This window comes from Kocuria sp. APC 4018, assembly GCF_030407675.1.
Classification (GTDB): Bacteria; Actinomycetota; Actinomycetes; order Actinomycetales; family Micrococcaceae; genus Kocuria; species Kocuria rhizophila.
The window spans coordinates 42,133-68,394 of the sequence record NZ_JASDCY010000001.1 but is presented as its reverse complement, the minus strand read 5'-3'; the positions used below and the strand labels follow the sequence as shown (position 1 = coordinate 68,394).

General features: G+C 68.5%; 22 protein-coding genes. 14 read left to right on the top strand and 8 right to left on the bottom strand.

Annotated elements, in window-relative coordinates; all coding sequences use genetic code 11:
• The first annotated feature begins 123 nt into the window (after positions 1 to 123).
• Complete coding sequence (locus tag QL985_RS00305; RefSeq protein WP_199717481.1) at positions 124 to 609, top strand: hotdog fold thioesterase; 486 nt, start codon at positions 124 to 126, stop codon at positions 607 to 609.
• Positions 610 to 896: 287 nt separating this feature from the next.
• On the opposite strand, the gene aceA is transcribed toward QL985_RS00305, so the two are convergent.
• On the bottom strand, positions 897 to 2,183 hold the full coding sequence (aceA, locus tag QL985_RS00300; RefSeq protein ID WP_102614021.1) for an isocitrate lyase: 1,287 nt from the start codon (positions 2,181 to 2,183) through the stop codon (positions 897 to 899).
• A 161-nt stretch (positions 2,184 to 2,344) separates the two neighbouring features.
• Between aceA and QL985_RS00295 the strand changes: the two genes are divergently transcribed.
• Both QL985_RS00295 and rraA read left to right on the top strand, forming a co-directional pair.
• The gene (locus QL985_RS00295; RefSeq protein ID WP_223246185.1) at positions 2,345 to 4,102 is read left to right on the top strand and encodes a helix-turn-helix domain-containing protein; all 1,758 of its coding nucleotides are present in this window, start codon (positions 2,345 to 2,347) and stop codon (positions 4,100 to 4,102) included.
• Between the two features lie 146 nt (positions 4,103 to 4,248).
• Positions 4,249 to 4,716 carry a ribonuclease E activity regulator RraA gene (gene rraA / locus QL985_RS00290; RefSeq protein ID WP_019309855.1) on the top strand — a complete coding sequence of 156 codons (468 nt, stop codon included), beginning with the start codon at positions 4,249 to 4,251 and terminating at the stop codon, positions 4,714 to 4,716.
• A 129-nt stretch (positions 4,717 to 4,845) separates the two neighbouring features.
• On the opposite strand, the gene QL985_RS00285 is transcribed toward rraA, so the two are convergent.
• The 5 genes from QL985_RS00285 to QL985_RS00265 all read right to left on the bottom strand — a co-directional run bounded on the left by QL985_RS00285 (position 4,846) and on the right by QL985_RS00265 (position 10,820).
• Complete coding sequence (locus QL985_RS00285; protein WP_259906371.1) at positions 4,846 to 5,619, bottom strand: hypothetical protein; 774 nt, start codon at positions 5,617 to 5,619, stop codon at positions 4,846 to 4,848.
• A 536-nt stretch (positions 5,620 to 6,155) separates the two neighbouring features.
• A complete protein-coding gene (locus QL985_RS00280) occupies positions 6,156 to 7,022 on the bottom strand; it encodes a 3-hydroxyacyl-CoA dehydrogenase family protein (protein WP_259906372.1) in 867 nt (288 codons plus the stop codon).
• Positions 7,019 to 7,969, bottom strand: coding sequence for an enoyl-CoA hydratase/isomerase family protein (locus QL985_RS00275; RefSeq protein WP_259273893.1), 951 nt, complete (start codon positions 7,967 to 7,969; stop codon positions 7,019 to 7,021). Before QL985_RS00275 ends, QL985_RS00280 begins: the two co-directional genes overlap by 4 nt.
• A 7-nt stretch (positions 7,970 to 7,976) precedes the next feature.
• A complete protein-coding gene (locus QL985_RS00270) occupies positions 7,977 to 9,200 on the bottom strand; it encodes a thiolase family protein (protein ID WP_039101615.1) in 1,224 nt (407 codons plus the stop codon).
• Between the two features lie 204 nt (positions 9,201 to 9,404).
• Positions 9,405 to 10,820, bottom strand: coding sequence for an MFS transporter (locus QL985_RS00265; protein ID WP_124109744.1), 1,416 nt, complete (start codon positions 10,818 to 10,820; stop codon positions 9,405 to 9,407).
• A gap of 282 nt (positions 10,821 to 11,102) precedes the next feature.
• On the opposite strand from QL985_RS00265, the gene QL985_RS00260 reads away from it, so the two are divergent.
• The 8 genes from QL985_RS00260 (at position 11,103) to QL985_RS00225 (ending at position 20,036) form a co-directional block, all read left to right on the top strand.
• A complete protein-coding gene (locus QL985_RS00260; RefSeq protein WP_259905697.1) occupies positions 11,103 to 11,855 on the top strand; it encodes a 3-hydroxybutyrate dehydrogenase in 753 nt (250 codons plus the stop codon).
• Positions 11,856 to 11,964: 109 nt separating this feature from the next.
• On the top strand, positions 11,965 to 12,705 hold the full coding sequence (locus QL985_RS00255) for a CoA transferase subunit A (RefSeq protein ID WP_102614027.1): 741 nt from the start codon (positions 11,965 to 11,967) through the stop codon (positions 12,703 to 12,705).
• Positions 12,702 to 13,379, top strand: coding sequence for a CoA transferase subunit B (locus QL985_RS00250; protein ID WP_102614028.1), 678 nt, complete (start codon positions 12,702 to 12,704; stop codon positions 13,377 to 13,379). The genes QL985_RS00255 and QL985_RS00250 overlap by 4 nt, the downstream gene beginning before the upstream one ends.
• Positions 13,376 to 14,566: an acetyl-CoA C-acetyltransferase gene (locus QL985_RS00245; RefSeq protein ID WP_259905699.1), complete on the top strand. Its 1,191-nt coding sequence runs from the start codon at positions 13,376 to 13,378 to the stop codon at positions 14,564 to 14,566. Before QL985_RS00250 ends, QL985_RS00245 begins: the two co-directional genes overlap by 4 nt.
• 347 nt (positions 14,567 to 14,913) lie before the next feature.
• Complete coding sequence (locus QL985_RS00240; protein WP_259905701.1) at positions 14,914 to 15,408, top strand: DUF2243 domain-containing protein; 495 nt, start codon at positions 14,914 to 14,916, stop codon at positions 15,406 to 15,408.
• Entirely contained in the window at positions 15,408 to 16,346 is a 939-nt protein-coding gene (locus tag QL985_RS00235) for a cytochrome c oxidase assembly protein (RefSeq protein ID WP_259905705.1), read from the top strand. Before QL985_RS00240 ends, QL985_RS00235 begins: the two co-directional genes overlap by 1 nt.
• A 205-nt stretch (positions 16,347 to 16,551) precedes the next feature.
• The gene (locus QL985_RS00230) at positions 16,552 to 17,946 is read left to right on the top strand and encodes a TIGR00366 family protein (RefSeq protein WP_047979325.1); all 1,395 of its coding nucleotides are present in this window, start codon (positions 16,552 to 16,554) and stop codon (positions 17,944 to 17,946) included.
• A 296-nt stretch (positions 17,947 to 18,242) separates the two neighbouring features.
• Positions 18,243 to 20,036, top strand: a complete 1,794-nt coding sequence (locus tag QL985_RS00225; RefSeq protein WP_144802023.1) for a DUF262 domain-containing protein — start codon at positions 18,243 to 18,245, stop codon at positions 20,034 to 20,036.
• A gap of 787 nt (positions 20,037 to 20,823) precedes the next feature.
• Here QL985_RS00225 and QL985_RS00220 read toward each other — a convergent pair.
• Complete coding sequence (locus QL985_RS00220) at positions 20,824 to 21,318, bottom strand: GNAT family N-acetyltransferase (RefSeq protein ID WP_144802020.1); 495 nt, start codon at positions 21,316 to 21,318, stop codon at positions 20,824 to 20,826.
• 193 nt (positions 21,319 to 21,511) lie between these two features.
• Entirely contained in the window at positions 21,512 to 22,039 is a 528-nt protein-coding gene (locus QL985_RS00215) for a TetR family transcriptional regulator (RefSeq protein WP_144802017.1), read from the bottom strand.
• A 263-nt stretch (positions 22,040 to 22,302) separates the two neighbouring features.
• Between QL985_RS00215 and bioB the strand changes: the two genes are divergently transcribed.
• The 3 genes from bioB to QL985_RS00200 are packed head-to-tail and all read left to right on the top strand — an operon-like array spanning position 22,303 to position 26,247.
• Positions 22,303 to 23,718, top strand: a complete 1,416-nt coding sequence (gene bioB / locus QL985_RS00210) for a biotin synthase BioB (protein ID WP_135010703.1) — start codon at positions 22,303 to 22,305, stop codon at positions 23,716 to 23,718.
• On the top strand, positions 23,711 to 25,072 hold the full coding sequence (bioA, locus tag QL985_RS00205) for an adenosylmethionine--8-amino-7-oxononanoate transaminase (RefSeq protein WP_145000124.1): 1,362 nt from the start codon (positions 23,711 to 23,713) through the stop codon (positions 25,070 to 25,072). The genes bioB and bioA overlap by 8 nt, the downstream gene beginning before the upstream one ends.
• Positions 25,069 to 26,247, top strand: a complete 1,179-nt coding sequence (locus tag QL985_RS00200; protein ID WP_183085948.1) for an 8-amino-7-oxononanoate synthase — start codon at positions 25,069 to 25,071, stop codon at positions 26,245 to 26,247. Before bioA ends, QL985_RS00200 begins: the two co-directional genes overlap by 4 nt.
• Positions 26,248 to 26,262 lie beyond the last annotated feature (15 nt).

Genomic DNA, 26,262 nt, shown 5'->3' with positions numbered 1-26,262 from the left:
CAGGACCGCACTGGGCCGCCGCCCGCGGCAGCACGGGCCCGCCCGGCCCACGACGCCGCTCGGCCGCCGTGCGCAGCGAGCGCACCCGGACGGCGTCGTGCCCCCACGACACGAGGAGCAGACATGCACGAGGACCCCACCCCCGCGGACGCACGCGTGGAGAACGAGCGGCGCGCGGCGTCGTCGGACGGGCAGAAGGGCAGGGCGTTCGACCCCTGGAGCATCGAGCTGGGCGAGCTGGACCGGAAGATGGGCGTGGAGGTGGAGGAGCAGTCCGCCGAGCGGATCGTGGCCACCATGCCCGTGGAGGGCAACCGGCAGTCGCTGGGGCTGCTGCACGGCGGTGCGTCCGTGGCGCTCGGGGAGATGCTGGGCTCGTGGGCCGCGGTGATCCACGGCTCCACCATGGGCAAGGTGGCCGTGGGTGTGGACATCAACGCCACCCACCACGCCTCCGCCACGAGCGGCCGTGTGCGCGGGGTGGCCACGGCCATTCGCCTGGGCCGCACCATGACCAGCCACGAGGTGGTCATCACGCACATCGACACCGGCCGCCGGCTGTGCACGGTGCGGATCACCAACTTCCTCAAGGACGCGCCGAGCTCCTGAGCTGTGGCTCAGAGTGCGCGCGGGACCTGGGGCGGCCGGCGGGTCACCGTGGGCAGTTCCCGGCCGCAGCCGGTCGTCGCCGCCGGCCCGGGGCGGCGCGCCTGCACGCACAGAGCCGCCCCGGCGCCGCAGGGTTGCGGTGCCGGGGCGGTTCGTCGTCCGCGGGAGGGCTGAGGAGCCCCTCGGTGCGGACGGGGTGAACGCGGGGGTCGGGGTGCGAAGTCAAAGGCCCCAATGACCTGCTGCGACCCCCGCGGGTCCGGTTCAGTCCGTGGCCGCTGGGCGGCTCAGAACTGGGCGCTCTCGGTGGAGCCCTTGAGAGCGATGGTCGAGGAGTTCGGGTTGACCACCTGGGACACCAGGTCGAAGTAGCCGGTGCCCACCTCGCGCTGGTGCTTGGTGGCGGTGTAGCCGCGCTCCTCGGCGGCGAACTCGCGCTCCTGCAGGTCCACGTAGGCGCTCATCTGGTTGCGGGCGTAGCCGTGGGCCAGGTCGAACATGGAGTAGTTCAGGGCGTGGAAGCCCGCCAGGGTGATGAACTGGAAGCGGTAGCCCATGGCGGCGAGCTCGCGCTGGAACTTGGCGATGGTGTCGTCGTCCAGGTGCTTCTTCCAGTTGAAGGACGGCGAGCAGTTGTACGCCAGCATCTGGTCCGGGAACTCCTCGTGGACGGCCTCCGCGAACTGCTTGGCGAGCTCGAGGTCGGGCGTGCCGGTCTCCATCCAGATGAGGTCCGAGTACGGGGCGTACGCCTTGGCGCGGGCGATGCAGGGCTCGATGCCGTTGCGGACCTTGTAGAAGCCCTCCGCGGTGCGCTCGCCGGTGATGAACTCGGCGTCCTGCTCGTCCACGTCCGAGGTGATCAGCGTGGCGGCCTCGGCGTCCGTGCGGGCGATGATGATGCTGGGGACGTCCTCCACGTCCGCCGCCAGGCGTGCCGCGTTGAGGGTGCGCACATGCTGCTGGGTGGGGATCAGCACCTTGCCGCCCAGGTGGCCGCACTTCTTCTCGGAGGCCAGCTGGTCCTCCCAGTGCACGCCGGCCGCGCCCGCATCGATCATGGACTTCATGAGCTCGAACGCGTTGAGCGGTCCGCCGAAGCCGGCCTCCGCGTCCGCGACGATCGGCGCCATCCAGTTCTCCACGGTGTGGACGTCCTCGGCGTGCTCGATCTGGTCCGCGCGCTTGAGCGCGTTGTTGATCCGGCGCACCACCTGCGGAACGGAGTTCGCGGGGTAGAGGGACTGGTCCGGGTAGGTCTGGCCCGCCAGGTTGGCGTCACCGGCCACCTGCCAGCCGGAGAGATAGATGGCCTTGAGCCCGGCCTTGACCTGCTGGACCGCCTGGTTGCCGGTCAGAGCGCCCAGAGCATTGATGTAATCCTCCGAGTTGAGCAGGTTCCAGAGTCGCTCCGCGCCGCGCCGGGCGTTGGTGTGCTCTTCTCGAAAGGAGCCCTGCAGACGCAGGACCTCCTCGGGGGCGTAGTCACGGGTCACGCCCGCCCAGCGGGGGTTCTCCTCCCAGTCGCGGGCCAGCTCGGCGGCGCTGCGGAGGTTGCTGTTCTCGGTGCTCATCTCGGTCTCCTTCGATCGGTCGTCCGGGCGGTACGGGGAAGTTTCGCCCGGGTAACTTGATGAGTTCTACTTTTGCCGCGATCTGCACCCCTGAAAAGGGGTTTTCCGAGTGAAGAACCGCATTTCTTCACGCCTGAGAAAATTGGTTCTAAACTCGGGGTATGACCCCGACCACAGGCCCCCGCAGGCGGCGCCGCACCGTCGACGCCGCTCCCTCCCCCTCCGCCACCGGTCGCACCCCCGCGGACACCGCCGGGGGGACGACCCCCGCCGCGCGCGGCACCGCGGGGTCGCGGACCCCCTCGGCGGCCGCTGCCGGCCGTGACGGCAGCGGTGCCGGACGCGCGGTACCCGGCGCGGCGGCGTCGTCCTCCGGGGGCCGCGACGCCCTGCGGGGCTCACGCACCGGAGCGGGAACCGGTGCGGGCGCCCGGACGCCGTCCCCGGTGCCGCCGGAGGAGGCGGGGGACCCCACGGACCCGATCGTGCTGGGGCGCCGGATCCGGTACCGCCGCAAGCGGCTGCGGATCACCCTGGAGGAGCTCGCGCGCACCGTGGGAATGGCACCCAGTGCGCTGTCCCTGATCGAGAACGGCAAGCGCGAGCCCAAGCTCAGCACCCTCTCGGCCCTGGCCGGTGCGCTGGACATGGGTGTGGAGCAGCTGCTCGGGTCCAAGGCGCCGTCCCGCCGCATGGAGCTGGAGATCCAGGTGGAGCGGGTGCAGCGCGGGCCCATGTACGCGGCCCTCGGGCTGCCCACCGTGCGCGTGGGTCCGGGGATGAGTACCGAGACCCTCGAGGCGCTCGCGGCCCTGCAGCAGCAGCTCGGCCAGCGCCTGGAGGAGCAGGCCGCCACCCCGGAGGAGGCCCGGCGCGCCAACACCCAGCTGCGCGCGCGGATGCAGGGCGTGAACAACTACTTCGAGCGCATCGAGACCATGGCCGCGGAGCTGCTGGCCGCGATCAAGCACACGGGCGGGCCGCTGTCCGAGCACCACATCTCCCGGCTCGTGGAGCACGTGGGCTTCGAGATCCACCAGGTCCCGGACCTGCCGCACTCCACGCGCTCCGTGACGGACCTGCGCAACCGGCGGTTCTACCTGCCCACCTCCGCGGGGGCGGGCTCTCCGTGGTCCGTGCTGCTGCAGGCTGTGGGGCACCACCTGCTGGAGCACCGCCGGCCCGCGGACTACGGCGAGTTCCTGGAGCAGCGCGTTGAGACCAACTACTTTGCCGCGGCGCTGATGATTCCTGAGGCCTCGGCGGTGGACCTGCTGGCCCGCGCCAAGTCCCAGCGGGAGCTGTCCGTGGACGACCTCCGGGACGCGTTCGCGGTGTCCCACGAGACCGCCGCGCACCGGATGACCAACCTGATGACCCACCACTTCGACATCCCCACGCACTTCGAGAAGGTGCACTCCTCCGGGATCATCCACAAGGCGTGGCAGAACGACGGCCTGCAGTTCCCCACGGACCACAGCGGAGCCGTTGAGGGTCAGCGCGCGTGCCGGTTCTTCTCCGCCCGCCAGGCGTTCTCGGGCACCAACAGGTTGCTGTCCCACTTCCAGTACACGGACACCCCGCACGGCACGTACTGGTGCTCGGCGCGCGTGGAGGGCTCCGAGCACGGCGAGTTCTCCATCTCCTTCGGGGTGCCCTACGAGCACGTCAAGTGGTTCCGCGGCCGCGCCACCTCCTACCGGCGCACCTCCACGTGCCCGGACCCCGCGTGCTGCCAGCAGCCCTCCCCGGCGCTCGCGGACCAGTGGGAGGGGCAGGCCTGGCCCTCGGCGCGTCCGGCCACCCACATGCTCGCGGCCATGCCCGCCGGAGCGTTCCCCGGAGTGGACGAGACGGAGGTCTTTCGGTTCCTGCAGCGCCACGCGCCCGCCGTTGAACTGGACGAAGACCTCGCGTAACCTCCATCACATTCCTACTGCCGCGTAGCCTGCCGTCCGCGGGCCCGTGCGTGTTCCGTTCCGGGGCGCCGTCGGGTCCATCGCACCCGGGCCACTCCGGGGGCGACGACGCCGCGCGGCCCCGTCCGCGACGAAAGGCCAGTCCCATGACCATCTCCACGTGCGACCTCTACGACGAGCGCGGTGACGAGCTGCAGTCCGTGACCACCCAGTTCATCTCGGTGGGCGGTGTGCACCAGTTCACCGGCCCCATCCGCACGGTGCGGTGCTTCGAGTCCAACGTGGACGTCAAGGAGCTGGTGGCCACCCCGGGTGAGGGCGCGGTGCTCGTGGTGGACGGGCAGGGCTCCATGAACTGTGCGCTGCTGGGGGACAACGTGGCCCGCACCGCCATGCAGAACGGCTGGGCCGGACTGGTGATCAACGCCCCCGTGCGGGACCGTGTGGAGCTCGGCACCCTGGAGATCGGCGTCAAGGCGCTCGGCACCAACCCCCGCAAGTCCTCGCCCAACGACTTCGGGGAGACGGACGTGATCCTCAACTTCGGCGGCGTCACCTTCCGGCCCGGCAAGACCCTGTGGGCGGACGAGGACGGGATCCTCGTGGAGCGCTGAGGTGCGCGTCCCCGTGCGGGCGCAGGGGGCGGCCACCGGGGATCCGGCAGACGAGAGGAGCGGACCCGCCGCAGCGGGACCGCTCCTCTCCTGTCGCTGGTCAGGCGTTGCCTGCCAGGGGTGTGAGCGCTACTTCTGGGCCACGAACGCGGACCCGTTCCACGTCCACTGCACCGTCTCCCCGGTGAGAACGCCGTCCGAGCCCACGACCTTCTGGGTCACAGTGGGTTCCCCGGCGGCATCGATCGTCACGCCCGCCTGCTCGAACGGGTACTGCGACTTGTCCGACCCAGGCAGCGTGCCGTGGGAGTCGTAGCCCTTCTCGGTGGGGCTGATCACCGTGACGCCCATGCTGTCCGAGAAGTAGACGTTGCCGTACTTGTCCACGGGATTCTTGGGGTCCACCTCCCACAGCTGGTCGCCGATCATGGGTTCGGCGCCGAACGAGACGGCGGTGGTCTTCTCCGGGGAGGAGGCGTATCCCACGGGCTGGCCGTTCTGGTAGACGGCGTAGCTGGGTCGCTTCCCCTGCGGAGCGGTGTCCGGCACGGTGGTCAGCGTGTAGGACACGATCTCCATGGGGCCGAACGTGGGGTGCTGGACCTTGACGCGTGCGGTCTCCTCGCAGACGCCGGCGCACGGATCCTTCACGGCCGGCAGGGCGGAACCGGAGCCGGGTGCTCCGCTCGCGGAGGTCGCGGCGCTGGCCGCGGGCGAGTCGGCGGCGTCGCCCCCGCCGGTCGTGGCGGCGGGACTGGCCGGTGCGGACGACGCCGTTGCGGCCCGGGTCTGCGACGCGGCCGGGCTGCTCGCCTCGGCGGACTCCCCGCCCTGCCCGCACCCCACGAGGAGCGGGACGGCCACGGCGGCTGCGGTCACGATCTTGAGCTTATGGCTGTTCATGGTTCTCACCTTTCGGATGGATCACCTGCGATTGCCAACACCTCCACCCTGCGACGTGGTGTTTGCAATAGCAACACCTGTGATGCAATCGTGACCGTCGCCCGCCTCGCTCCTGCTCCGTGCGCCCGCGCCCGATCGTCCCGGCACCCTCGGGCGGGAGTCCAAGGCCTGCAGCTCGGGTGTCCTGGTGGGTGACGCAGCGCGGGCGGCCCTGGAGGTGGGCGGCCCGGGATCGAGAACGAGCGGCCCACGCACTGCTGTGCGAGCCGCTCGTCTTCGTCCCCTCCGGGTCCCAACCCCGGTTCTCCCCCCATCTCCCCGCGCCGGTTCCCAACACCGGCGCCGGCCCCTTTCTCCCCTCCGGGTGGGGGCCCGGATCCTTCAGGTGGGACATGATCCACCCTGAAGAATCCGATTTGCATGTGCAACCGTTCGTGATCGAATCGTGACCGGAAGAAGCCCGCCACCCGGGGTCTCCGGGTGGCGGGCTGCGGTGCACAACATGTCTCTGACCTAGTCAGACGGCGGTCACGGCGTCAGGAGTAGTCGTAGAAGCCCTTCCCGGACTTCTTGCCCAGTTCACCGCGCTCCACCATGTCCCGCATGAGCTGCGGCGGAGCGAAGCGGGGGCCGAGCTCCTTCTCCAGGTACTCGGCGATCCCCAGCCGGACGTCCAGACCCACGATGTCCGTGAGCGCGAGCGGACCCACGGGGTGCTTGTAGCCGAGCACCATGGCGTTGTCGATGTCCTCGGGGGAGGCCACGCCCTCCTCGACCATGCGGATGGCCTCCAGGCCCAGCGCCACTCCCAGGCGGGAGGACGCGAAGCCGGGGGCGTCCTTGACGGTCACGGGGGTCTTTCCGAGCCCCGCGACCCACTGCGCGGTGAGATCCTGCATGTCCTGCCCGGTGCGCTCGCCCACCACGATCTCCACGAGCTTGGAGGCCGGAACCGGGTTGAAGAAGTGCATGCCGCAGAAGCGCTCGGGGCGCTGCAGCTCGGCGGCGAGCCCGTCGATGGACAGTGACGAGGTGTTGGAGGCGAGCCACGCGTCCTCGCGCAGGTTGGCCTCCACGTTCTGCAGGGAGGAGACCTTGAGGTCCCAGAGCTCGGGAACGGCCTCGACCACCAGCTCGCACTGTGCGAAGTCCGCGTAGTCCACGCTGACCGCGAAGTCCTCGGTCCACACGTCCAGGTTGCCGTCGATCTTCCCGCGCTCCAGGGACTTGGCGAGGTCGGACTCCACGCGCTCCTTCGCCGCCTCCGCGGCGGGGGCGTCCACCTCCACCACGGTCACGCGGGATCCTGCGATCAGGAACGCGTGCGCGATGCCCGCGCCCATGCGGCCACCACCCAGCACACCCACGGTGGCGGGAACAGCGGACTCGGTCTTCTCGGTCATTTCTTGGGCTCCTTCTTGCGGTCCAGGAACGCTTGCATGCGGTCGAACTTGGCCTGCGACTCGAACAGGACGGCCTGCGCGAGCTCGTCCACGTGGGGGTGCGCCTCGCGCGGCATGGCGAACACCCGCTTGGAGATCCGCACGGCCAGCGGGTCCTGCGCGGCGATCCGGTCCGCGAGCGCGTCTGCGGCGGTCAGCAGCTCGTCCGGCTCGTGGATCTCGGTGATCAGGCGGGCCTCCAGGGCCTCGTCCGCGGAGAGGATGCGCCCGGCCATCAGGATGTCCTTGGCCAGGGCCTCCCCCGCGAGCTCCTTGAGCCGCCACAGGGCACCGGCCGCTGCGATGATGCCCAGCCCGGTCTCCGGTTGGCCCACCTTCAGGCGCGGCGTGCCGATCCGGAAGTCCGCGGCCCACGCGAGCTCCGCGCCGCCGCCCAGGGCGTAGCCGTCCAGGGCAGCGACCACGGGCATGGGCAGCTTGGCGATCCGGTCGAAGATCTGCGAGTTCACTCCGCGCAGGGCGTCCTCACGACGCCGCTCGCGCAGCTGGGCGATGTCCGCACCGGAGGCGAAGATCCCCTTGCCGTTCACGCGGGTGCCGCTGAGCACCATGATCTTCGGCTCGCGCTCCAGGTGCCCGCACACCGTGTGCAGCTCGTCCACCATGACCTGGTCGATCGCGTTGCGCACGTCCGGGCGGTCCAGGGCCACGTGCAGGCGGTCCGGGCGCTCGCTCACGCGCAGCGCCTCGAAGTCCGCGGCCCACGCGGGCGTTCCGCCCGCTGCCTGCTCCTCCGAGGTGGCTGCCGCGGGGGAGTCGCCGGTGGCCGTGGTGCCGGGGGCGGCGGCCCCCGCCGTGTTCCCGTTCTCCGAGGACGACGCCGCGGCGGCGCCGTCCGCGCGGGGGTCGCGTGCGGCGTCGTCGTGCGTGGTGTTCGAGTCCGTCACGGCCGGATCACACCCGCTCGATCAGCAGGGCGGCGCCCTGGCCCACGCCGATGCACATGGTGGCCAGGCCCTTGGCGGTGCGCTCGCGCTCCATGCGGCCCATCAGGGTGATCACGATGCGCGAGCCGGAGGAGCCCAGCGGGTGACCGAGGGCAATGGCGCCGCCGTCCCGGTTGACGATCTCGGGATCCAGGCCCAGGCGGCGGATGGAGCCGAGGGACTGCGTGGCGAAGGCCTCGTTGATCTCCACGGAGCCGAGGTCCCCCACGGACCAGCCCGCGCGCTCGAGGACCTTCTCGGACGCGGGCACCGGGCCCAGGCCCATGATCTCGGGCGCGAGACCGGCGGAGGCGCCGTCCACCACCCGGGCCCGGGCGGTGAGACCGTACTTGGTCACGGCACGCTCGCTGGCCACGATCACGGCGGATGCGCCGTCGTTGAGCGAGGACGAGTTGCCGGCGGTGACCACGGAGCCGCCCTTCACCACGGGGCGCAGCTTGGCGAGCACCTCGGTGGTGGAGCCCTCGCGGGGGCCCTCGTCCGTGTCCACCACGGTGACCGCACCCTTGCGGCCCCTGACCTCCACCGGGACGATCTCGTCCGTGAAGTGCCCCGCCGCGATGGCCGCGAGCGCCTTGCGGTGGGACTCCGCCGCGAACTCGTCCGCGTCCTCGCGGGAGATGCCGTCCACGCGGGCGACCTCCTCCGCGGTCTCCGGCATGGAGTAGGTCATCTTGCCGTCCCGGGAGAGCGGGCCGTCCACGAACGCGGGATTGGGGAAGCGCCAGCCGATCGAGGTGTCGTAGACCTCGCCGGGCTTGGCGAACGCGGTGGTGGGCTTCTCCATGACCCACGGGGCGCGGGACATGGACTCCACGCCGCCGGCCACCACGATGTCCGCAGCACCGGACTTGACCATCTGCGAGGCGATCGTGATCGCGGACATGCCCGAGGCGCACAGCCGGTTCACGGTGATCCCGGGAACGGTGTCCGGGTAGCCGTTGAGCAGCCACGCCATGCGGGCCACGTTGCGGTTCTCCTCACCGGCGCCGTTGGCGTTGCCCAGGATGACCTCGTCCACCAGGGAGGGGTCGATCCCGGAGTCCTCCACCACGGAGCGGATGCACAGGGCGGCGAGGTCGTCCGGACGCACCGAGGACAGGGCCCCTCCGTAGCGGCCCACGGGAGTGCGGGCTCCTCCGACGAGAAAGGCGTGGGGCATCTCGGACATGGCATCTCCTCAGGGGCGCAATAACTGACCGTTCGTTCTAGTTCAGGTTCCCCGATCGTGTGAGCCACGTCAATCGGTGACCGTGCATGTCAGCTTCTGTCCGGACAGACCGCGGGCCCGGCATCCTGGGCGGATGCCGGGCCCGCGGTGGGGAACCGGTCAGCCCCCGAGTGCACACCGACCGGGAGCTGTGGAGCGCGAGGCTCAGTGGCGCGCGGTGTCCGTGCCCGTCTCGGGCTCGCCGGCCACCGGGGCCACGGTCTCGCCCGGGTGGGAGCGCACGTACTCCTCGTGCACCTCGGCCACGTGCAGGTCCTTGCCCTGGTCCGACTTCTTCACGAAGCACACCGCGATGAAGGACACCAGGGACAGCAGGGCGATGTAGAGCCCGATGGTCCAGGCCTGACCCGTGCGGCCCAGCAGCAGCTCCGCGATCATGGGGGCGAAGGCGCCGCCGATGATCGAGCCGAGGGCGTAGCCGATCGAGACGCCCGAGTAGCGGACGCGGGCCGGGAACATCTCCGCGTACATCGCGGACTGCGGACCGTAGGACGGGCCCAGGCCCATGGTGAGGATGAAGATGGCCAGCGCGAACAGCGGCAGGGACGCCGTGTTGAGCATCCACCACATGGGGATGGCCCACAGGATGATGATGCCGTAGCCGATCTGGAACGTGAGCTTGCGCCCGATCCGGTCCGACATCCACCCGCCGAGCATGGTGAAGATGAGCCAGCCCACGCCGCCCACGATGGAGGCGATCAGCGTCTCGGGGCGGGACATGCCCAGTGCCTTGGTGCCGTAGGACGCGAAGAACGCGATCACCAGGTAGCCCGCGGCGTTGTTGCCCGCGAAGATCAGCGCGGCCAGGAGCACCTCGCGCGGGTTCTTGCGGAACAGCTGGCCCAGGGGTGCGGAGGACTCCTTGGCGCGCTGCTGCATCTCCAGGAACACCGGGGACTCGTCCACGGAGCGGCGGATGATCCAGCCCACGAAGATCAGCACGATGGAGAAGAGGAACGGCACGCGCCAGCCCCAGGACTCGAACTGCTCGGGGGTCAGTGTGGTGGTCAGCGTGAACATGAACAGGGTGGCCATGAGCATGCCGATCGGCACGCCGATCTGCGGGTAGGCGCCGAACAGACCGCGCTTGTTCACGGGCGCGTGCTCCACGGACATCAGGGCCGCCCCGCCCCACTCGCCGCCGGCGGAGAAGCCCTGCAGGATGCGCAGCAGGATCAGCAGGATGGGTGCCGCGATGCCGATCTGCTCGTACGTGGGCAGCAGGCCGATCAGCGTGGTGGCCGCACCCATGCCGAACAGGGTCATCACCAGGGTCACCTTGCGGCCGAACCGGTCGCCGATGTGCCCGGCCACGATGGCCCCGAGCGGGCGGAACAGGAAGCTGATGCCCAGGGACGCCCAGGAGACCACCTGCGCGAGCTGCGCGTTCTCCGCACCCAGGGGGTTGAAGAAGTGGGCGGCCAGGATGAAGGCGGCCGCCTGCGCGTAGATGAAGAAGTCGTACCACTCGATGGTGGTGCCCACGAGGGTTCCCGCAAGGACCTTGCGCTCTTCTCGTGACATGGTGCGGCCCTGAGCGGGCGCTGCTGTGGTTGCCATGTGGGGTCTCCAGGATCGTCGGACCGGAGTCCGTGGGGTGCCAGTGGCGGATGGGTCACGCATTAACCGACCAAATGGTCGTGAAGTGAGTGTAGAGCTGGGTGTGAACCGCGTCACCCGCTTCGTGTATCAAATCGTATATGTTACGTCGAGTGCAAGGGGCTCGGCGTCTCGACCCCTCGCCCGGTCCTGACATGGTCGGCCGCGCGGACCGCACCGTTCCGGGCGGGGGCGGGCCTGCGTACCCTGGAGCAAAGACCACCGCGAGTGAGGACACCCGACATGACCGAGACCACTCTCCATGGCAAGAAGGCGCTCGTGACCGGCGGTGCCAGCGGCATCGGAGCCGCCGCGGTCCGGGCGCTCGCCGCGCGCGGCGCCCACGTGGTGGTCGCGGACATCGACCACGACGCCGCCCAGCGCCTCGTGGACGAGGTGGGCGGTGAGGCGTGGGCCGTGGACCTCACGGACACCGCCGCGCTCGCGGAGCTGCGCCTGGACGTGGACGTGCTGGTCAACAACGCGGGCATCCAGAAGGTCTCGCCCGTCCAGGACTTCGACCCCGCGGACCTGCACCGGATCCTCACCCTCATGCTGGAGTCCCCGTTCCTGCTGATCCGCGCCGCCGTCCCCCACATGTACGAGCAGGGGTGGGGTCGGATCGTCAACGTGTCCTCGGTGCACGGGCTGCGGGCGTCCGCGTTCAAGTCCGCGTACGTGGCGGCCAAGCACGGACTCGAGGGGCTCTCCAAGGCCGTGGCCCTGGAGGGTGCGCCGCACGGTGTCACGAGCAACTGCGTGAACCCCAGCTACGTGCGCACCCCGCTGGTGGACAAGCAGATCACGGACCAGGCGGCCACGCACGGCATCCCGGAGGAGCAGGTGGTCGAGAAGATCATGCTCACCGAGTCCGCGATCAAGCGCCTCGTGGAGCCCGAGGAGGTGGGCGAGCTGATCGCCTTCCTGGCCGGGCCGTCCGCGGGTATGGTCACGGGCTCCTCCTACGCCATGGACGGCGGCTGGATGGCCTCCTGAGCCGACGACGCCGCCCGCGCGCCTGCCGCGCCACGCGTTCGGCGGCCGGGACGCGGACCGTCTACGCTGAGATGCGGATCACACGTGCACACAATGCGAAAGGGTGGCCATGTCCAAACTCAGAGACAGCGCGGCGGAGCTGCTGGCCGAGACCCTGCGGGACGGCATGACGCTCGCGGTGGGCGGTTTCGGGCTCTCCGGTGTCCCGCGGGATCTCATCGAGGCGGTGCGGGAGAGCGGGGTCAAGGACCTCACGGTGGTCTCCAACAACATGGGCGTGGACGGCAAGGGTCTGGGGCTGCTGCTCGAGAACCGCCAGGTCTCCAAGGTGCTGGCCTCCTACGTGGGGGAGAACAAGGAGTTCGCGCGCCAGTTCCTGGAGGGTGAGCTGGAGGTGGAGTTCAACCCCCAGGGCACCCTCGCGGAGCGGCTGCGGGCCGGCGGCGCGGGAATCCCCGCGTTCTACACCGCCACCGGTGTGGGCACACCCGTGGCGGAGGGCAAACCCACCGCCGAGTTCGACGGCCGCACGTACGTGCAGGAGCGCGGGATCGTGGCGGACGTGGCCCTGGTGCACGCGTGGCGCGGAGACACGGACGGAAACCTGGTCTACCGGCGCACGTCCCGCAACTTCAACCCGGTGTGCGCGGCGTCCGGGAGGGTCACCTTCGCGGAGGTCGAGGAGATCATGGCCCCCGGCGAGCTGGACCCGGACCACATCGTGACCCCGGGGGTGTACGTGCAGCACGTGGTGCAGTACTCGGGAGCGCCCAAGGAGATCGAGCAGCGCACCACCCGGCCTCGGCCAGACGCGCAGGGCGCGGGCGGCGTCGAGGGAGGAGCGGCATGAGCTGGACACGCGACGAGATGGCGGCCATCGCGGCGTCGGAACTGGCGGACGGCGACTACGTGAACCTGGGGATCGGCATCCCCACGCTCGTGGCCAACAACCTGCCGCCGGGCGTGAGCGTGGTGCTGCAGTCCGAGAACGGCGTGCTGGGCATGGGCCCGTTCCCGTACGAGGGGGACGAGGACCCGGACCTCATCAACGCCGGGAAGCAGACCATCACGCTGCAGCCGGGGGCGGCGATCTTCGACTCCGCCACGTCCTTCGGGATGATCCGCGGCGGGCACGTGAAGATGGCCATCCTGGGCGCCATGCAGGTCTCCGAGACCGGGGACCTGGCCAACTGGATGATCCCGGGCAAGATGGTCAAGGGCATGGGCGGCGCCATGGACCTCGTGGCCGGAACCCCTCGCGTGCTGGTGCTCACCGAGCACGTGGCCAAGGACGGCTCCGCGAAGCTCAAGCGCGAGTGCGACCTCCCGCTCACCGGGGTGGGCGTGGTGGACCGCATCATCACGGACCTGTGCGTGTTCGACGTCGAGGAGGCCGGACTGGTGCTGCGCACCCTGGCCCCCGGCGTGACCGAGGCCGAGGTGGCCGAGAAGACCGAAGCGAACTACCGGGTGGATCTGGTGGACGTGACCCCCGATTCCGTACCCGTTCAGGAGGAACAGTGACAGAGAACGCCAATGACATCGTGATCGTCAACGGGGCGCGCACCCCGCAGGGCAAGCTGCTGGGGGCCCTCGCGTCCCAGAGCGCCGTGGACCTGGGGGCGCACGCCATCAAGCACGCCCTCCAGCGCGCGGGTGTGGCCCCGGAGGACGTGGACTACGTCTACATGGGCAACGTGGTGCAGGCCGGCGGCGGGCAGAACCCCGCCAAGCAGGCCGCCGTGGCCGCGGGGCTTCCCATGACCGTGCCCGCCATGAGCCTGAACAAGGTGTGCCTGTCCGGGCTGGTGGCCGTGACCGAGGCCGCGCGGATGATCCGCGCGGGCGAGGCGGACGTCGTCGTCGCCGGCGGCATGGAGTCCATGACCAACGCCCCGCACCTGGCGCTGGGGGCTCGCAAGGGGACGTCCTACGGGGACATGACCCTCGCCGACTCACTGGCCCACGACGGCCTCGTGGACGTGGAGCTGCAGGTCCCCATGGGAGAGCTGACCGAGACCGGCAACTCCGAGCGCTCCATCACGCGTGAGGAGCAGGACCGGGTGGCCGCGCGCAGCCACCAGCTGGCCGGCAAGGCGCAGCAGAGCGGCGTCTTCGCGGACGAGATCGCGCCGATCGAGATCCCGCAGCGCAAGGGCGATCCCGTGACGGTCTCCGAGGACCAGGGCGTGCGCCCGGACTCCACCGCCGAGGGGCTGGGCAAGCTCCGGGCCGCCTTCACCAAGGACGGCACCATCACCGCGGGCAACTCCTCCCCGATCTCCGACGGCGCCGCCGCCCTCGTGCTGACCACGCGCGGCTACGCGGAGGAGCACGGCCTGGACTGGCTCGCCGTGGTGGGCAAGCCGGGGCAGGTGGCCGGGCCGGACACGTCCCTGCACTCGCAGCCCTCGCGCGCGATCGAGCACGCCCTGTCCCGCTCGGAGTGGAGCGCGGCCGATCTGGACTTCATCGAGATCAACGAGGCGTTCGCCGCGGTCTCCGTGCAGTCCGTCCGGGACCTCGGCGTGGACATGGACAAGGTCAACATCCACGGCGGCGCGATCGCCCTGGGCCACCCCATCGGTGCGTCCGGTGCCCGCCTGGCGCTGCACGCGGCCATGGAGCTCGCGCGCCGCGGCTCCGGCAAGGCTGCGGTCTCGCTGTGCGGTGGCGGCGGTCAGGGCGAGGCCCTGCTGCTGAGCCGCTGAGACGGGCGGTGCCGCTGAGCGGCGCCGCGTGACCTACGGGGTGTCCCGCTCACCAGAGCGGGGCACCCCGTTCTCGTGGCCCGGGGCGTGGGCGGAGGGTCGGGTCCGGGCGGGGTGGTGGCCCCGCAGGTCCTGGCGGGCACGTCATGTTGGCCGTTGCGGGTGTGAGACCCGTGCCACGGAGCACACACGTCAGTAGGCTGATGACGGCAAGCGGTCCGAGGGTGGGCGGCGGTGCGGTTCCCGATCGGGGCGCGCGCTTCGCGTCCGACCTCGGGCCACCGCGCGACCCGGGAGGGAACATGGCACATCCGGAATCCACACCCGCTGCCCCGTCCGCAGGATCGGTGAGGAGCGAGAAGACGGCCGACCGGGCGGAGTCGGGCCCGGACGTCACCCGCACCCGGAAGCGGGCGGCGCTGTCCGGGTTCCTGTTCGGCTGCGGGATCGCGGCGGCCATGATCGACCTGTTCATCTTCCACCTGGGCCTGCAGTGGCACCACTTCTACGACCTCTCCACGCACGAGGTCGCTCTCGTGACCGACGGCTTCTTCCATGCTTTCGCATGGTTCATCACGGTGTGGGGTCTGTTCATGCTGGCCGACGTGCGCCGCAGTGGCGGGGTGCACTGGCCCCACTGGGTGGGTGCGGTGATCCTGGGCGTCGGCTCCTTCCAGCTCTTCGACGGGATCGTGGACCACAAGCTGCTGGGCATCCACCAGATCCGCTACGGCGTGGACCTGCTGCCGTACGACCTGGTGTGGAACGGCACGGCCGTGGTTCTCATGCTCGTGGGGTACCTGGTGATGCGGCGCGGCGCCCGGGCGTACCGGGCGGCGTAATGGGCTCGGGGACTCTGATCCTCCCCGGGTTCCTGACGCTCTCCGCGCCCCCGGGGCTTCTCGCGGCTGCGGTGGGCGCGGGGGAGCAGGGGCACGGGGGCCACGGGCAGCACGGTGGTGGTGCCGCTGGGCACGCGGACGCCGCGGTGGCCGCCCCGTGGCCGCTCTTCGAGTGGTTGGTCCTCGCGCTCGTGCTGCTCGCCGCAGTGGCGTACTGCTGGTGCCTGTGGGCCGGGCGCGGGCGACGCGGCGTGGCCACCTGGCGCCCGGTCAGCTTCCTCGCGGGACTGGCGTGCGTGGGTGCCGGGCTGGTGGGGCCCGTGGCCCAGGCCGGTCACGCAAGCTTCACGATGCACATGGTGGGGCACCTGCTGGTGGGGATGATCGGGCCGCTGCTCCTGGTGCTGGGCGCCCCGGTGCGGGTGCTGCTGCGCGGGCTGCCCACGGCCGGGGCCCGGAGGGTCACGCGGGTGCTGCGGTTCCCGTGGATCAGGTTCGTGATGCACCCCGCGGTGGCCGCCGTGCTCAACGTGGGCGGGCTGTGGCTGCTCTACACCACCGGGCTGTTCCACTGGATGCACGCCTCGGCGCTCGGCCACGCGGTGGTGCACACGCACATCTTCCTGGCCGGGTACGTGTTCACCGCCTCGATCGCTGGGCCGGACCCGGATCCGCACCGCTCGTCCTTCCGGGTGCGTGCGGCCGTCCTGGTGCTGTTCATCGCAGCCCACTCCATCCTGGCCAAGTGGCTGTTCGCCCATCCGCCCGCGGGGGTGGCGCCCGCGGACGCGGAGGTCGGAGCGCAGCTCATGTACTACGGCGGGGACGTGGTGGACGTGGCCCTCATCGTGCTGCTGTTCCTCGGCCACCACCGGGCCACGGCGCCGCGAGAGCCCGGCGCCCGGCACCCGGAGGTCACGGCGCGCGACCGGGCGTGAGCGGACAGGCCGGGAGCGGGGCCTCGTGGGCCTGCGCCGCGTCGTCGTGGGCACGTGGCACGAGGCGGGGGACGGGCGGGACTGCGGATGCGCACGAGGCGGGGAGATGCGCGGGGCCGTCACACTGCGCGCACAGCATGTAACGCATGTCACTGTCTCTAGGATCGGGGCGGTACCTGATCCGAGCCACCCCTGAGGAACCCCCATGAGCTCCCCGCAGCACTCCCCGGCCCGAGCGGCCTCCTCTGAACCGGTCCTGGCCCGCGCCATGCGCCCCGTCAACTACGTGGTGGAGCGGTTCATTCCCTCCGCGCTGATCTTCGCGATTTTGCTGACCGCGGTGGTCGGCGTCATGGCGCTGCTCCTCACGGACGCGAGCCCCGTGACCGTGATCGAGGGGTGGGGTGCCGGGCTCTCCGGACTGCTCGCGTTCATGACCCAGATGGCCCTGGTGCTTCTGCTGGGCCACGCCCTGGCGAGCACCCGGCCCGTGCGGGCGCTGCTCGGGCGGCTCGCGGCCATGCCGCAGACCGCGCTGGCCGCTTACGTGTTCGTGTTCGTGGTGGCCGCGGTGGCGTGCCTCATCACGTGGGGCTTCGGCCTGGTGGTGGGCGGGCTGCTTGCGCGCGAGGTGGCCGCCGAGTTCTCCCGGCGCGGCACCCCCGTGAGCTTCCCGATGCTCGTGGCCGCCGGCTTCTCCGGCATGGTCGTGTGGCACATGGGGTACTCGGGCTCGGGTCCGCTCACCGCGGCCACCCCCGGCTCCTTCATCGAGAAGCAGGTGGGTCACGTCATCCCCGTCTCCGAGACCACGTTCTCCTGGTGGAACATGACCGCCGCGGTGGTCACCGTGGTCCTCGTGGCGCTGGCCCTGTGGCTCGTGGCCCCGCGTGCCGTCCCGGAGTCCCACAGCATCACCGCGGAGGCGCTCGCGCAGTCCGAGCAGCAGATCCCCGAGCCCGCCATCGAGGCCCCCGCCGACCGCCTGGACGCCTCCCGGATCCCCACCCTGCTGGTGGGTCTCGCCCTCGTGGCCTATCTGATCATCCACTTCACGGGCGGCGGCAGCGTCACCCTGGACATCGTGAACTGGATGTTCCTGGCCCTGATCTTCCTGCTGTCCCGCAACGCGTTCGAGGTCATGGCCCTGGTGAAGAACGCCGCCGCGAACGTGGGCGACATCCTGCTGCAGTTCCCGCTGTACGCCGGGATCATGGGCATCATGACCGCCACGGGGCTGATCCAGGTGCTCTCCGACTCCATCGTGGCGGTCGCCACCCCGGAGACCTTGGGCCTGCTGGCTTTTCTCTCCGCGGGCCTGGTCAACTTCTTCGTCCCGTCCGGCGGCGGTCAGGTGGCCATCCAGGCACCCATCCTGCTCGACGCCGCCGCCCGCCTGGGCGTGGACCCGTCCGTGATCATCATGTCCGTGGCGTACGGCGACCAGTGGACCAACATGATCCAGCCGTTCTGGGCCCTGCCCCTGCTCGCGATCGCCGGGCTGAAGATCCGCGACATCCTGAGCTACACCACCGTGGTGCTCATCGTCTCCGGTCTGGTCTTCGGGGCCACCATGCTGGTGGTGGGTTCGGGGGATTAGCGCACTCGTCTAGCGTTCTAAAAATTCCCAACGCGACACGCTCCCGTAGCGCGGTTTCGAAGCGGCAGCCCCTATAAGTTCGTAGAACCGATGGGCCCAGCTATTGCCCCGACCGATGGGTGAAGGTGCTTTCCAAAAAACTATTTGCATTTTATTTCGCTAGAAAAATTGCGAAACCGGATACCAGTAAGATAATTATTAACATTGGAAAATACTGGAATGGGCTGAATTTCATGATTAAAAACTGACCATTTCAAATAATATGAAATCAACTGCAAATCTGAAGAGGTGACGACGTGGCGCCGTCAAACGCAACTGAACTGACCGTTCTAGGTCAAAGTTTACAAAATCTCTATACGCAATACGCGCAGAACAACTTTGTTGTAAACCGGAGGTACCAGCGCAAACTGGTATGGGGTGTCGAAGAAAAACAGGCGCTTATTGACTCAATTCGCAGTAACTTACCTATTCCGCTGGTTTTGCTTGCAGAAAATTCGATCAAAAACTTGCCCCAGCTCGAAATTATAGATGGTCTACAACGCCTAAACTCAATATTTTCGTTTATCGAAAATGAATTCCCTTATAACGGGAAATATTTTGATCTCGACACCCTGGCTGACACGAAGTTGAGACGCGACGAGGGAGATTTCATCCAGCGTGAGCCGCTCCTCGATAGAAAAACTTGCGTAGATATCGTTAATTATCAACTCCCGGTTTCCACCTATCGCTCTGCTACAGAAGACTCCGTAGACGAAGTCTTTAGGCGTATCAACTCATCGGGGCGCAAATTAAGCTTGCAGGAAATTCGTCAGGCGGGCGTTACGTCCGAGCTGGCGGGCCTCGTGAGACGAATCAGCGCTAGCATTCGGGGAGATGCTACGCTTTCTGAAATGTTACCCCTCGCGGAGATGCCTAAAATTAGTATTACAAACAGAGACCTGCCCTACGGGATCCCAAGCGAAGATGTCTTCTGGGTAAAAAACGGAATCCTCGACAAAGATGCAGTTCGCGAGTCCCGAGACGAAGAACTGGTTCTTGATATTCTTCTTGATATTATTCTCGATCCACTGGCTGTTAGTGGAAGTGCCTACCGAAACTCTGCATATGGACGAGATGGTAACGCATCAACCTCCGAAGGTGCGGTTGCTCAGCGCATAAATTCTCTTGGGACAAAAAATATTGAGAAGAGCTTTACTTTAACTCTCGATATAATAAAAAACACTATTATTGAATCGGGAGAACCGTGGGCGTCTTGGGTAATAACCCAAAGGAATCCTCGGGGAATCCCTCGTTATTTCCATGCAGTTTTTGTTTCCCTCCATGAACTCCTTGTTCAAGGAAATGAATTATCTGACCTGCCGGGATTGACTAGAGAGTTAGAGGGGTTCTGGGACAGGGATCTCACTGTGCCGGCTGGCGGAGGTAATTGGGGGGCAAACAGAAAGCGCCCATTGTTCGATTCTATCAAGGCAGTACTTCAACAGTACTTTGCACAAAGCAACGATCCGATCGCTCAGCGTACGCGGCAGAGTGCAACAGAGTTCGAAATTCAAATGCAGATGGCGCTCACCGAGCATTCTTTGTTTGAGTTAAAGCAGGGTTTTACACGTCTAGATGAATCCAAGATATTTGATGAGGACGCTTTTGAGGCAGTTCTCCGTACGGCATCGGCCATGGCAAACCATTCCACTGATGCAGAGGGCTTTATATTTTTTGGAGTTGCGGACCGTCCTCAGCATGCAAAGAGAATAGTTAGCCTCTACAAGATCAACCCGCTTGAAGTGGGTGAGTTTATTGTCACGGGTACTGAGCATGAACTAGCGGCTCTTGGGCGGAACAGGGACCAACATATGCAGTGGCTAGTTCAACGAATCAAAAAATCTAAATTAGATGGGGCTTTTGCATCTCAGCTTGCAAGCACGCTTTCCGTATTTGACTACATGGGTTACGCCATTTGGGCCCTCCGTCCAAAATCGATGTCCCTTCCTGTATCTTGGGATGGAAATTTTTATATAAGGCAGGGTAATTCCACCCACCAACTTAAAGGTACTGAAATTCTCGAGCTAGTCGCTCGTTTTAGTCGAAAATAAGGAGGTGTAGGTACCTAATTTCAGCCTGTACCATAGCGGGGTGAAAATACCTGCATTTTATTTTGAGATGCGAATTATGTCAACGAGAATAGTACCCCTATGTGTTTATGCGGGGCCCGTATTGTTGGGTAAGCTACGAGGGTAGTTATTTTAGGCGTGCGGGCGGCTCGCTTTCGACTGCGGGTAGGGTTGCGAAGCTCGCCGCAGAAAATTTGAAAGGGCGACTGGTTTTGCTGTCGGGCAGGCAGGGTACAGTCCGTGACGGGACTATACCCGCCTGCCGCCACTACCTATATCGAACCTGTCGTCAGAGTGCCCGAACATGGTGCCGCCTAGCGGATGTTAGGTTGTTTTCACGTGGAGACCAGGGAGTTTTGAGGATCTCGTTCGGGGATACTGTTGGTGGCCACTACGACCAGGAGGCCGAAGACTAAGCTAGAGGCTTTGGTGAATAGAAACAATTAATGTCCTCCCATGGCTGCGATGACCCGTTAGAGACCGTGTATATCTCTCCGTGGTTGATTTTAGTCAGATCGTCTGATGGGTGGCCGTGCCTGTCGTCGGGCCATCGCGGCAGCGTGCAGGCACATGTCATGTCCGGCAGGACGACGCACGGTCCGGGGGTGGGCGGTTGGTGGTGCTGGCCCGGCTGGCGAGGTCGGCGGGCTGGAGTGGTACGTCTATGGCCTCAGACGGTGGTCCCGGTCCTCTTCCCGGTTCTGAGCCCGGCGGCCGAGACATGGTCGCGGGGGCGCGGTGCTGTTCCAACCTTGCGGGGGTTCGCGCCTCAGCGCACCATGCGGATCTCGCGGAGGTCCTCCAGAGTGGGCTCGGTCAAAGAGGCTCCATCCGCGCGGAAGCCGTTGCGCTCGTAGAAGCGGATTGCGCGGGGATTGGCCTCGGCCACCCACAGCTGCGCGGGCTCCTCGCCAAGAACGGCGTCGAGCAGTGCCTGCCCCGCCCCGCTGCCGTGGTGGTCCCGCAGCACGTAGAGCATGCGCAGGGCCAGCTCCCGTGCAGGGTCCTCCTCCTCGGGGCGGCCCGCACCCGCGAACCCCACGATCGTCCCGCCTACCTCGGCCACACGCAGCCGGTCACGGACGGCGGGGTCAGCAAGCATCCGGGACCACATCTTCCGGCGCGCCTGCCGGGCGGCGTCCCCGAAGAAGTGCTCCGGCACGAGTCCCGTGTAGGTCTCCCGCCAGGACTGCACGTGGACCTCAGCAATCCTCGGGGCGTCCTCGGGCGAAGGCACTCGCAGAGTGAAAGAGGTCGTCGTCATGCGGGCATTCTTCCCCGTCCTGCTCGCGCACGACAGCGGGGCGCCGCCGCTGCACCAGGACCATGCGGACGTCCGCCTCTCAACGCCTGCAATAACGGAGCAGATGCAGATTCGCGGCCGCGATGCTGCATTTACTCCACCTCACAGCGTCCTGCTTGCCGGGCCACGCCTCGCACGGCCCACGACGCCGCCGCTACGCCAGGATCGCGCGCACGCCCGCCTCGAACTCGGCGTCCATGGTGGCGGTGGGCAGGTCCATCGACTCGCGGGTCTGCTGGGCGGTCACGGATCCCAGGGTGAAGCGGGTGAGCGTGAGGGCCAGCGTCTCGGCGTCCTCCGGGGTCATGCCCCGGTCCGTCAGCGCCGTGATGAGCAGCGGAACGGGCTGCATCCCCAATGGATCCAGGGCGTGCGCCACACTCACCACGTCCGCGCCGTCCCGCACGGCGAGCACCGCGGAACGGAACCGGGCGATGAGAAGGCGCGCGGCGGCGTCGTCGTCCGCGGTGTGCGCGGGGCGGACCGAGGGGGTCTCGAGCGGGGCGACCATGCGCTGCGCGAGGACCGCGAGGAGCTCCTGCTTGTTGGCCACGTGCCAGTAGAGCGCCCCGGGCTGGACGCCCAGCTCCCTGGCCAGGCGGCGCATGGAGAGGTCGCCGAGACCGTAGGTCTGCAGGATGTGCCACGCGGCATCCACCACCTGGCTGCGGTCCAGTGCCACGGCGTGCCTCCCTGCTCTCGTGCCCGGGTGCGGGCTCCGCAGAAACTCTACCGAGTAGGGGTCGGTGGGCTGTGTGCTGTGAGGGCGCCGTCGTTCGGGGCCCTGCCGGCCCAGGGGAGGCTCGGACGCCCGGTCTGCTCGCGATGGTGCGTTCTGCGAGGCCAGACCGTCCGAAAGGGGCGTCGTCGCCGGGGCGAGTCCTGGTGGGCGTGCGTGCTCCCGTCACGAATTGACTTTCCTGAACACCGTTCAATAATTGAACAATGTTCAAGAACCCCGCAGAGCTGGCCGAGCGCGTTCTCGCCGGCACCCCCGTGACCCCGGACGAAGCCCTCGACCTGCTGCGCACCGACGATCCCGGCATGCTGGATCTCGTGGCGGCCGCCGCACGCCTGCGCCGCGAGCACTTCGGCATGACCGTGAAGGTGAACTACCTGGTCAACCTGAAGTCCGGGCTGTGCGCGGAGGACTGCGGCTACTGCTCCCAGCGCTTGAATGCCGGGACGGACATCCTCAAGTACTCGTGGCTGAGTCCCGAGCAGGCCGTGGAGCAGGCCGAGTACGGCATCAAGGGCGGGGCCAGCCGCGTGTGCCTTGTGGCCAGCGGTCGCGGGCCCTCCAACCGCGAGGTGGGCACGGTGACCCGCACGGTGGAGGCGCTCAAGGAGCAGCACCCGGACGTGGAGGTCTGCGCGTGCCTGGGCCTGCTCAAGGACGGCCAGGCGGAGTCCCTCAGCGGCGCGGGCGTGGACGCCTACAACCACAACCTCAACACCGCCGAGTCCCACTACGAGTCCATCTGCTCCACCCACACCTACCAGGACCGCGTGGACACCGTGGAGCGCGCCAAGGACGCGGGCCTGTCCCCGTGCTCGGGGCTGATCGTGGGCATGCGCGAGACGGACGAGCAGCTCGTCGAGGCGGTGTTCGCGCTGCGGGACCTGGGCTCGGACTCCGTGCCCGTCAACTTCCTCATGCCGTTCGAGGGCACGCCCCTGGCCGGCACGTGGCAGCTCAGCCCGCAGAAGTGCCTCAAGATCCTCGCCGCGGTGCGCTTCGTGTGCCCGGACAAGGAGATCCGGATGGCCGGCGGGCGTGAGATGCACCTGCGCTCGCTGCAGCCCCTTGCCCTGCACGTGGTCAACTCGCTGTTCCTGGGCGACTACCTCACGTCCGAGGGCCAGGCGGCCGAGGCGGACCTGGCCATGATCGCCGACGCCGGGTTCACCGTCCTCGGGGCCGGTCCGGATCCGTCCCGGGACCGTCACGTCGGCCCGGCGGCGGCCCAGGGGAGCGGTGCGGAGCAGGGCTCGGGGGAGCGGACGACGACGCCGTGCGGGTCCGTGTGCGGATCGGCCGCTGGTTCCGGGGCCGCGTCCGGTGACGGTTCTGAGCCCGAGGGTGCGAGTGTCCCCGCTGACGTGTCCCGGGGCGGGCCGGTCGAGGCGGTCGACAGCTCCCGCGAGGCCGGTTCCCGAAACACTGGCGACCGGGCGCGGGCCCGCGACACCGCGGCGTCGTCCGCGCCGACCGGCACCGGGATGTCTCCGGCTCTGGCGGCGCTGCTGGGCTCGGGGGACGGCCCGGAGCGGGACGAGGACGACACCAGGGTGCGGGTGGAGCTGAGCCCGACCGTGCGGCGTCGTGGTGCGGGCACGTCGGTGGCGCCGAATGCCTGAGCCCGGCCCCGTGGGAGATATGCCTCCCGGGGAAAGTCTTGCCGCGCGGGACCGCGGGCTGCTGTGGCACCCGTACGCCGCGCTGGACGGCCCCGCCCCGTACACCGTGGAGGCGGCGGAGGGCGTGACCCTCACGCTCGTGAGCCCCGAGGGTGAGCGCATCGAGGCGATCGACGGCATGGCCTCGTGGTGGTGCGCGGTGCACGGATACCGGAATCCGGAGCTGGACCGCGCGGTCGTGGACCAGGTCACCGAGTTCTCCCACGTGATGTTCGGCGGCCTCACGCACCGGCCCGCCGTGGAGCTCGCCGAGCTGCTGGTGGAGGTGACCCCGCCCGAGCTGCAGCACGTGTTCTTCGCGGACTCCGGATCGGTGAGCGTGGAGGTGGCCCTCAAGCTGGCCGTGCAGTACCAGGCGGCCCGCGGGCGCCCGGAGCGCCGCCGCATCCTCACGGTCCGCGGCGGCTACCACGGGGACACCACCGGGGCCATGAGCGTGTGCGACCCCGAGGGCGGGATGCATGCCGAGTTCTCGGGGCTGGTGGCGGAACAGCTGTTCGTGGCGCCCCCGCCGGCGGCCACCACGCCCGACGGCACCGTGTGGCACGCGGACGAGGGCAGCGTGACGCAGTGGATCGAGGACGTTCGGGCCACCGCGCGGAAGCACCGGGGTGAGCTCGCGGGGATCATCGTGGAGCCCGTGCTGCAGGGCGCGGGCGGAATGCGCACCTACCACCCCACGTGCCTGCGGGCGCTGCGGGACCTGGCGGACGAGCTGGACCTGGTGTTCATCGTGGACGAGATTGCCACCGGCTTCGGGCGCACCGGCAAGTGGTTCGCGAGCGAGTGGGCGGATGTGGTCCCGGACGTGATGTGTGTGGGCAAGGCCCTGACGGGCGGGTACATGACCCTGGCGGCGGTGCTCGTCTCCGCAGTCGTGGGGGAGGTGATCACCGCGTCCGAGCAGCGCGCGCTCATGCACGGGCCCACGTTCATGGGCAACCCGCTCGCGTGCGCCGTGGCCTTGCAGTCAGTTCGTATGCTCCGCGAGACATGGTCGGAGGACGTGGCACGCCTGTCCGCGGCCTTCAGCGAGATCCTTCCTGTGGCGGCTGAGCTGTCGGTGGTCAAGGACGTGCGGGTGATCGGCGGGGTGGGGGTCGTGGAGTTCCACGAAGCACCCGATCCGGCGGCCCTCACCCGCACGGCGCTGGAGCAGGGGGTGTGGTTCCGCCCCTTCGGCACGCTGCTCTACACCATGCCGCCGTACGTGTGCACGGACGAGGAGGTCCGCACGATCTCCTACGCCCTGCTCCGAGCCGCCCAGCACGTGGAACTGCAGGCCGGGTCATGACTGCTGCTGCTTCCGCACGCACAGTGGATGCCGCAGGACCGCTCGACGACTGGCTCTGCGACCGACGCGAGCAGCGGGAGAAGGCGGGACTGCGGCGTCGGCTGCGGTGCCTCCCCGGCGGTTGCGTGGATCTGGCGTCGAACGACTACCTGGGGCTCTCCCGGGACCCGCGCGTCGTGGCCGCGGCCCGTGCGGCGCTGGAGGAGTTCGGCACCGGATCACGCGCCTCGCGCCTGGTCACGGGCACGCTGGGGATCCACGAGTGGCTGGAACGGGAGCTGTGCGCGCTCACCGGCCAGCCCGCGGCGCTGGCGTTCTCGAGCGGGTACGCCGCCAACACCGGCGTGCTCACTGCGCTGGGAGACGCGGACACGCTCATCGTCTCGGACACCCACGCGCACGCATCGCTGGTTGACGGGGCCCGGCTGTCCCGCTCGCCGGTGCGGATCGCGCGGCACTCGGACGTCGCGCACGTGGCGGAACTGCTGGCCGAGCGCTCTGAGACACGCGCGATCGTGGTCGTGGAATCGGTCTACTCGGTGTGGGGTGATCATGCACCGCTCAGGGAGCTCGCGGAGACGTGCAAGCGGCAGAATGCGCTCCTGCTCGTGGACGAGGCGCACGGCATCGGCGTGGCCGGCGGAGGGCGGGGGCTCGTGCACGAGCTCGGGCTTGCGGGATCCCCGCACGTGGCGCTGACGCTCACGCTGTCCAAGGCGCTGGGCGCGCAGGGCGGGGCGGTGCTCGGCTCACCCGCCCTGCGGGAGCACCTGGTCAACACGGCTCGCCCGTTCATCTTCGACACGGCCCTGGCACCGACGTCCGCGGCGGCCGCGACTGAGGCCGCGCGGATCATCGGGGAAGCCCCCGAGCTGGCGGCCCGGTTGCACGAGCGGGCGCGATTCGTGGCGTCCGCGCTGAACATCCCGCACGCCAGGGCGGCGGTGCAGTCCGTGCCCATGGTCACTCCGGAGTCTGCGGTTCGGGCCGCGGAGCAGCTGGGGGCCCGGGGTGTCGCGGTGGGCTGTTTCCGTCCGCCCTCGGTGCCGGACGGCATCAGCCGCCTGCGCATCACGGCGCCAGGAAACATGGAATTACAGGAATTGTCGGGAGCGCTGGATCACGTCCGGGAGGTGCTGGCGGACGTGTCCGGGGGTGACCCGGTCACCCCGTGAGCGGTCCCGGGCTAC

Coding starts and splice junctions, on each gene's coding strand:
- QL985_RS00295 (WP_223246185.1), top strand. CDS start 2,345: ATGACCCCGACCACAGGCCCCCGCAGGCGGCGCCGCACCGTCGACGCC.
- QL985_RS00305 (WP_199717481.1), top strand. CDS start 124: ATGCACGAGGACCCCACCCCCGCGGACGCACGCGTGGAGAACGAGCGG.
- QL985_RS00200 (WP_183085948.1), top strand. CDS start 25,069: ATGACTGCTGCTGCTTCCGCACGCACAGTGGATGCCGCAGGACCGCTC.
- bioA (WP_145000124.1), top strand. CDS start 23,711: ATGCCTGAGCCCGGCCCCGTGGGAGATATGCCTCCCGGGGAAAGTCTT.
- aceA (WP_102614021.1), bottom strand. CDS start 2,183: ATGAGCACCGAGAACAGCAACCTCCGCAGCGCCGCCGAGCTGGCCCGC.
- QL985_RS00260 (WP_259905697.1), top strand. CDS start 11,103: ATGACCGAGACCACTCTCCATGGCAAGAAGGCGCTCGTGACCGGCGGT.
- QL985_RS00255 (WP_102614027.1), top strand. CDS start 11,965: ATGTCCAAACTCAGAGACAGCGCGGCGGAGCTGCTGGCCGAGACCCTG.
- QL985_RS00235 (WP_259905705.1), top strand. CDS start 15,408: ATGGGCTCGGGGACTCTGATCCTCCCCGGGTTCCTGACGCTCTCCGCG.
- QL985_RS00220 (WP_144802020.1), bottom strand. CDS start 21,318: ATGACGACGACCTCTTTCACTCTGCGAGTGCCTTCGCCCGAGGACGCC.
- QL985_RS00250 (WP_102614028.1), top strand. CDS start 12,702: ATGAGCTGGACACGCGACGAGATGGCGGCCATCGCGGCGTCGGAACTG.
- rraA (WP_019309855.1), top strand. CDS start 4,249: ATGACCATCTCCACGTGCGACCTCTACGACGAGCGCGGTGACGAGCTG.
- QL985_RS00285 (WP_259906371.1), bottom strand. CDS start 5,619: ATGAACAGCCATAAGCTCAAGATCGTGACCGCAGCCGCCGTGGCCGTC.
- bioB (WP_135010703.1), top strand. CDS start 22,303: ATGTTCAAGAACCCCGCAGAGCTGGCCGAGCGCGTTCTCGCCGGCACC.
- QL985_RS00280 (WP_259906372.1), bottom strand. CDS start 7,022: ATGACCGAGAAGACCGAGTCCGCTGTTCCCGCCACCGTGGGTGTGCTG.
- QL985_RS00270 (WP_039101615.1), bottom strand. CDS start 9,200: ATGTCCGAGATGCCCCACGCCTTTCTCGTCGGAGGAGCCCGCACTCCC.
- QL985_RS00265 (WP_124109744.1), bottom strand. CDS start 10,820: ATGGCAACCACAGCAGCGCCCGCTCAGGGCCGCACCATGTCACGAGAA.
- QL985_RS00230 (WP_047979325.1), top strand. CDS start 16,552: ATGAGCTCCCCGCAGCACTCCCCGGCCCGAGCGGCCTCCTCTGAACCG.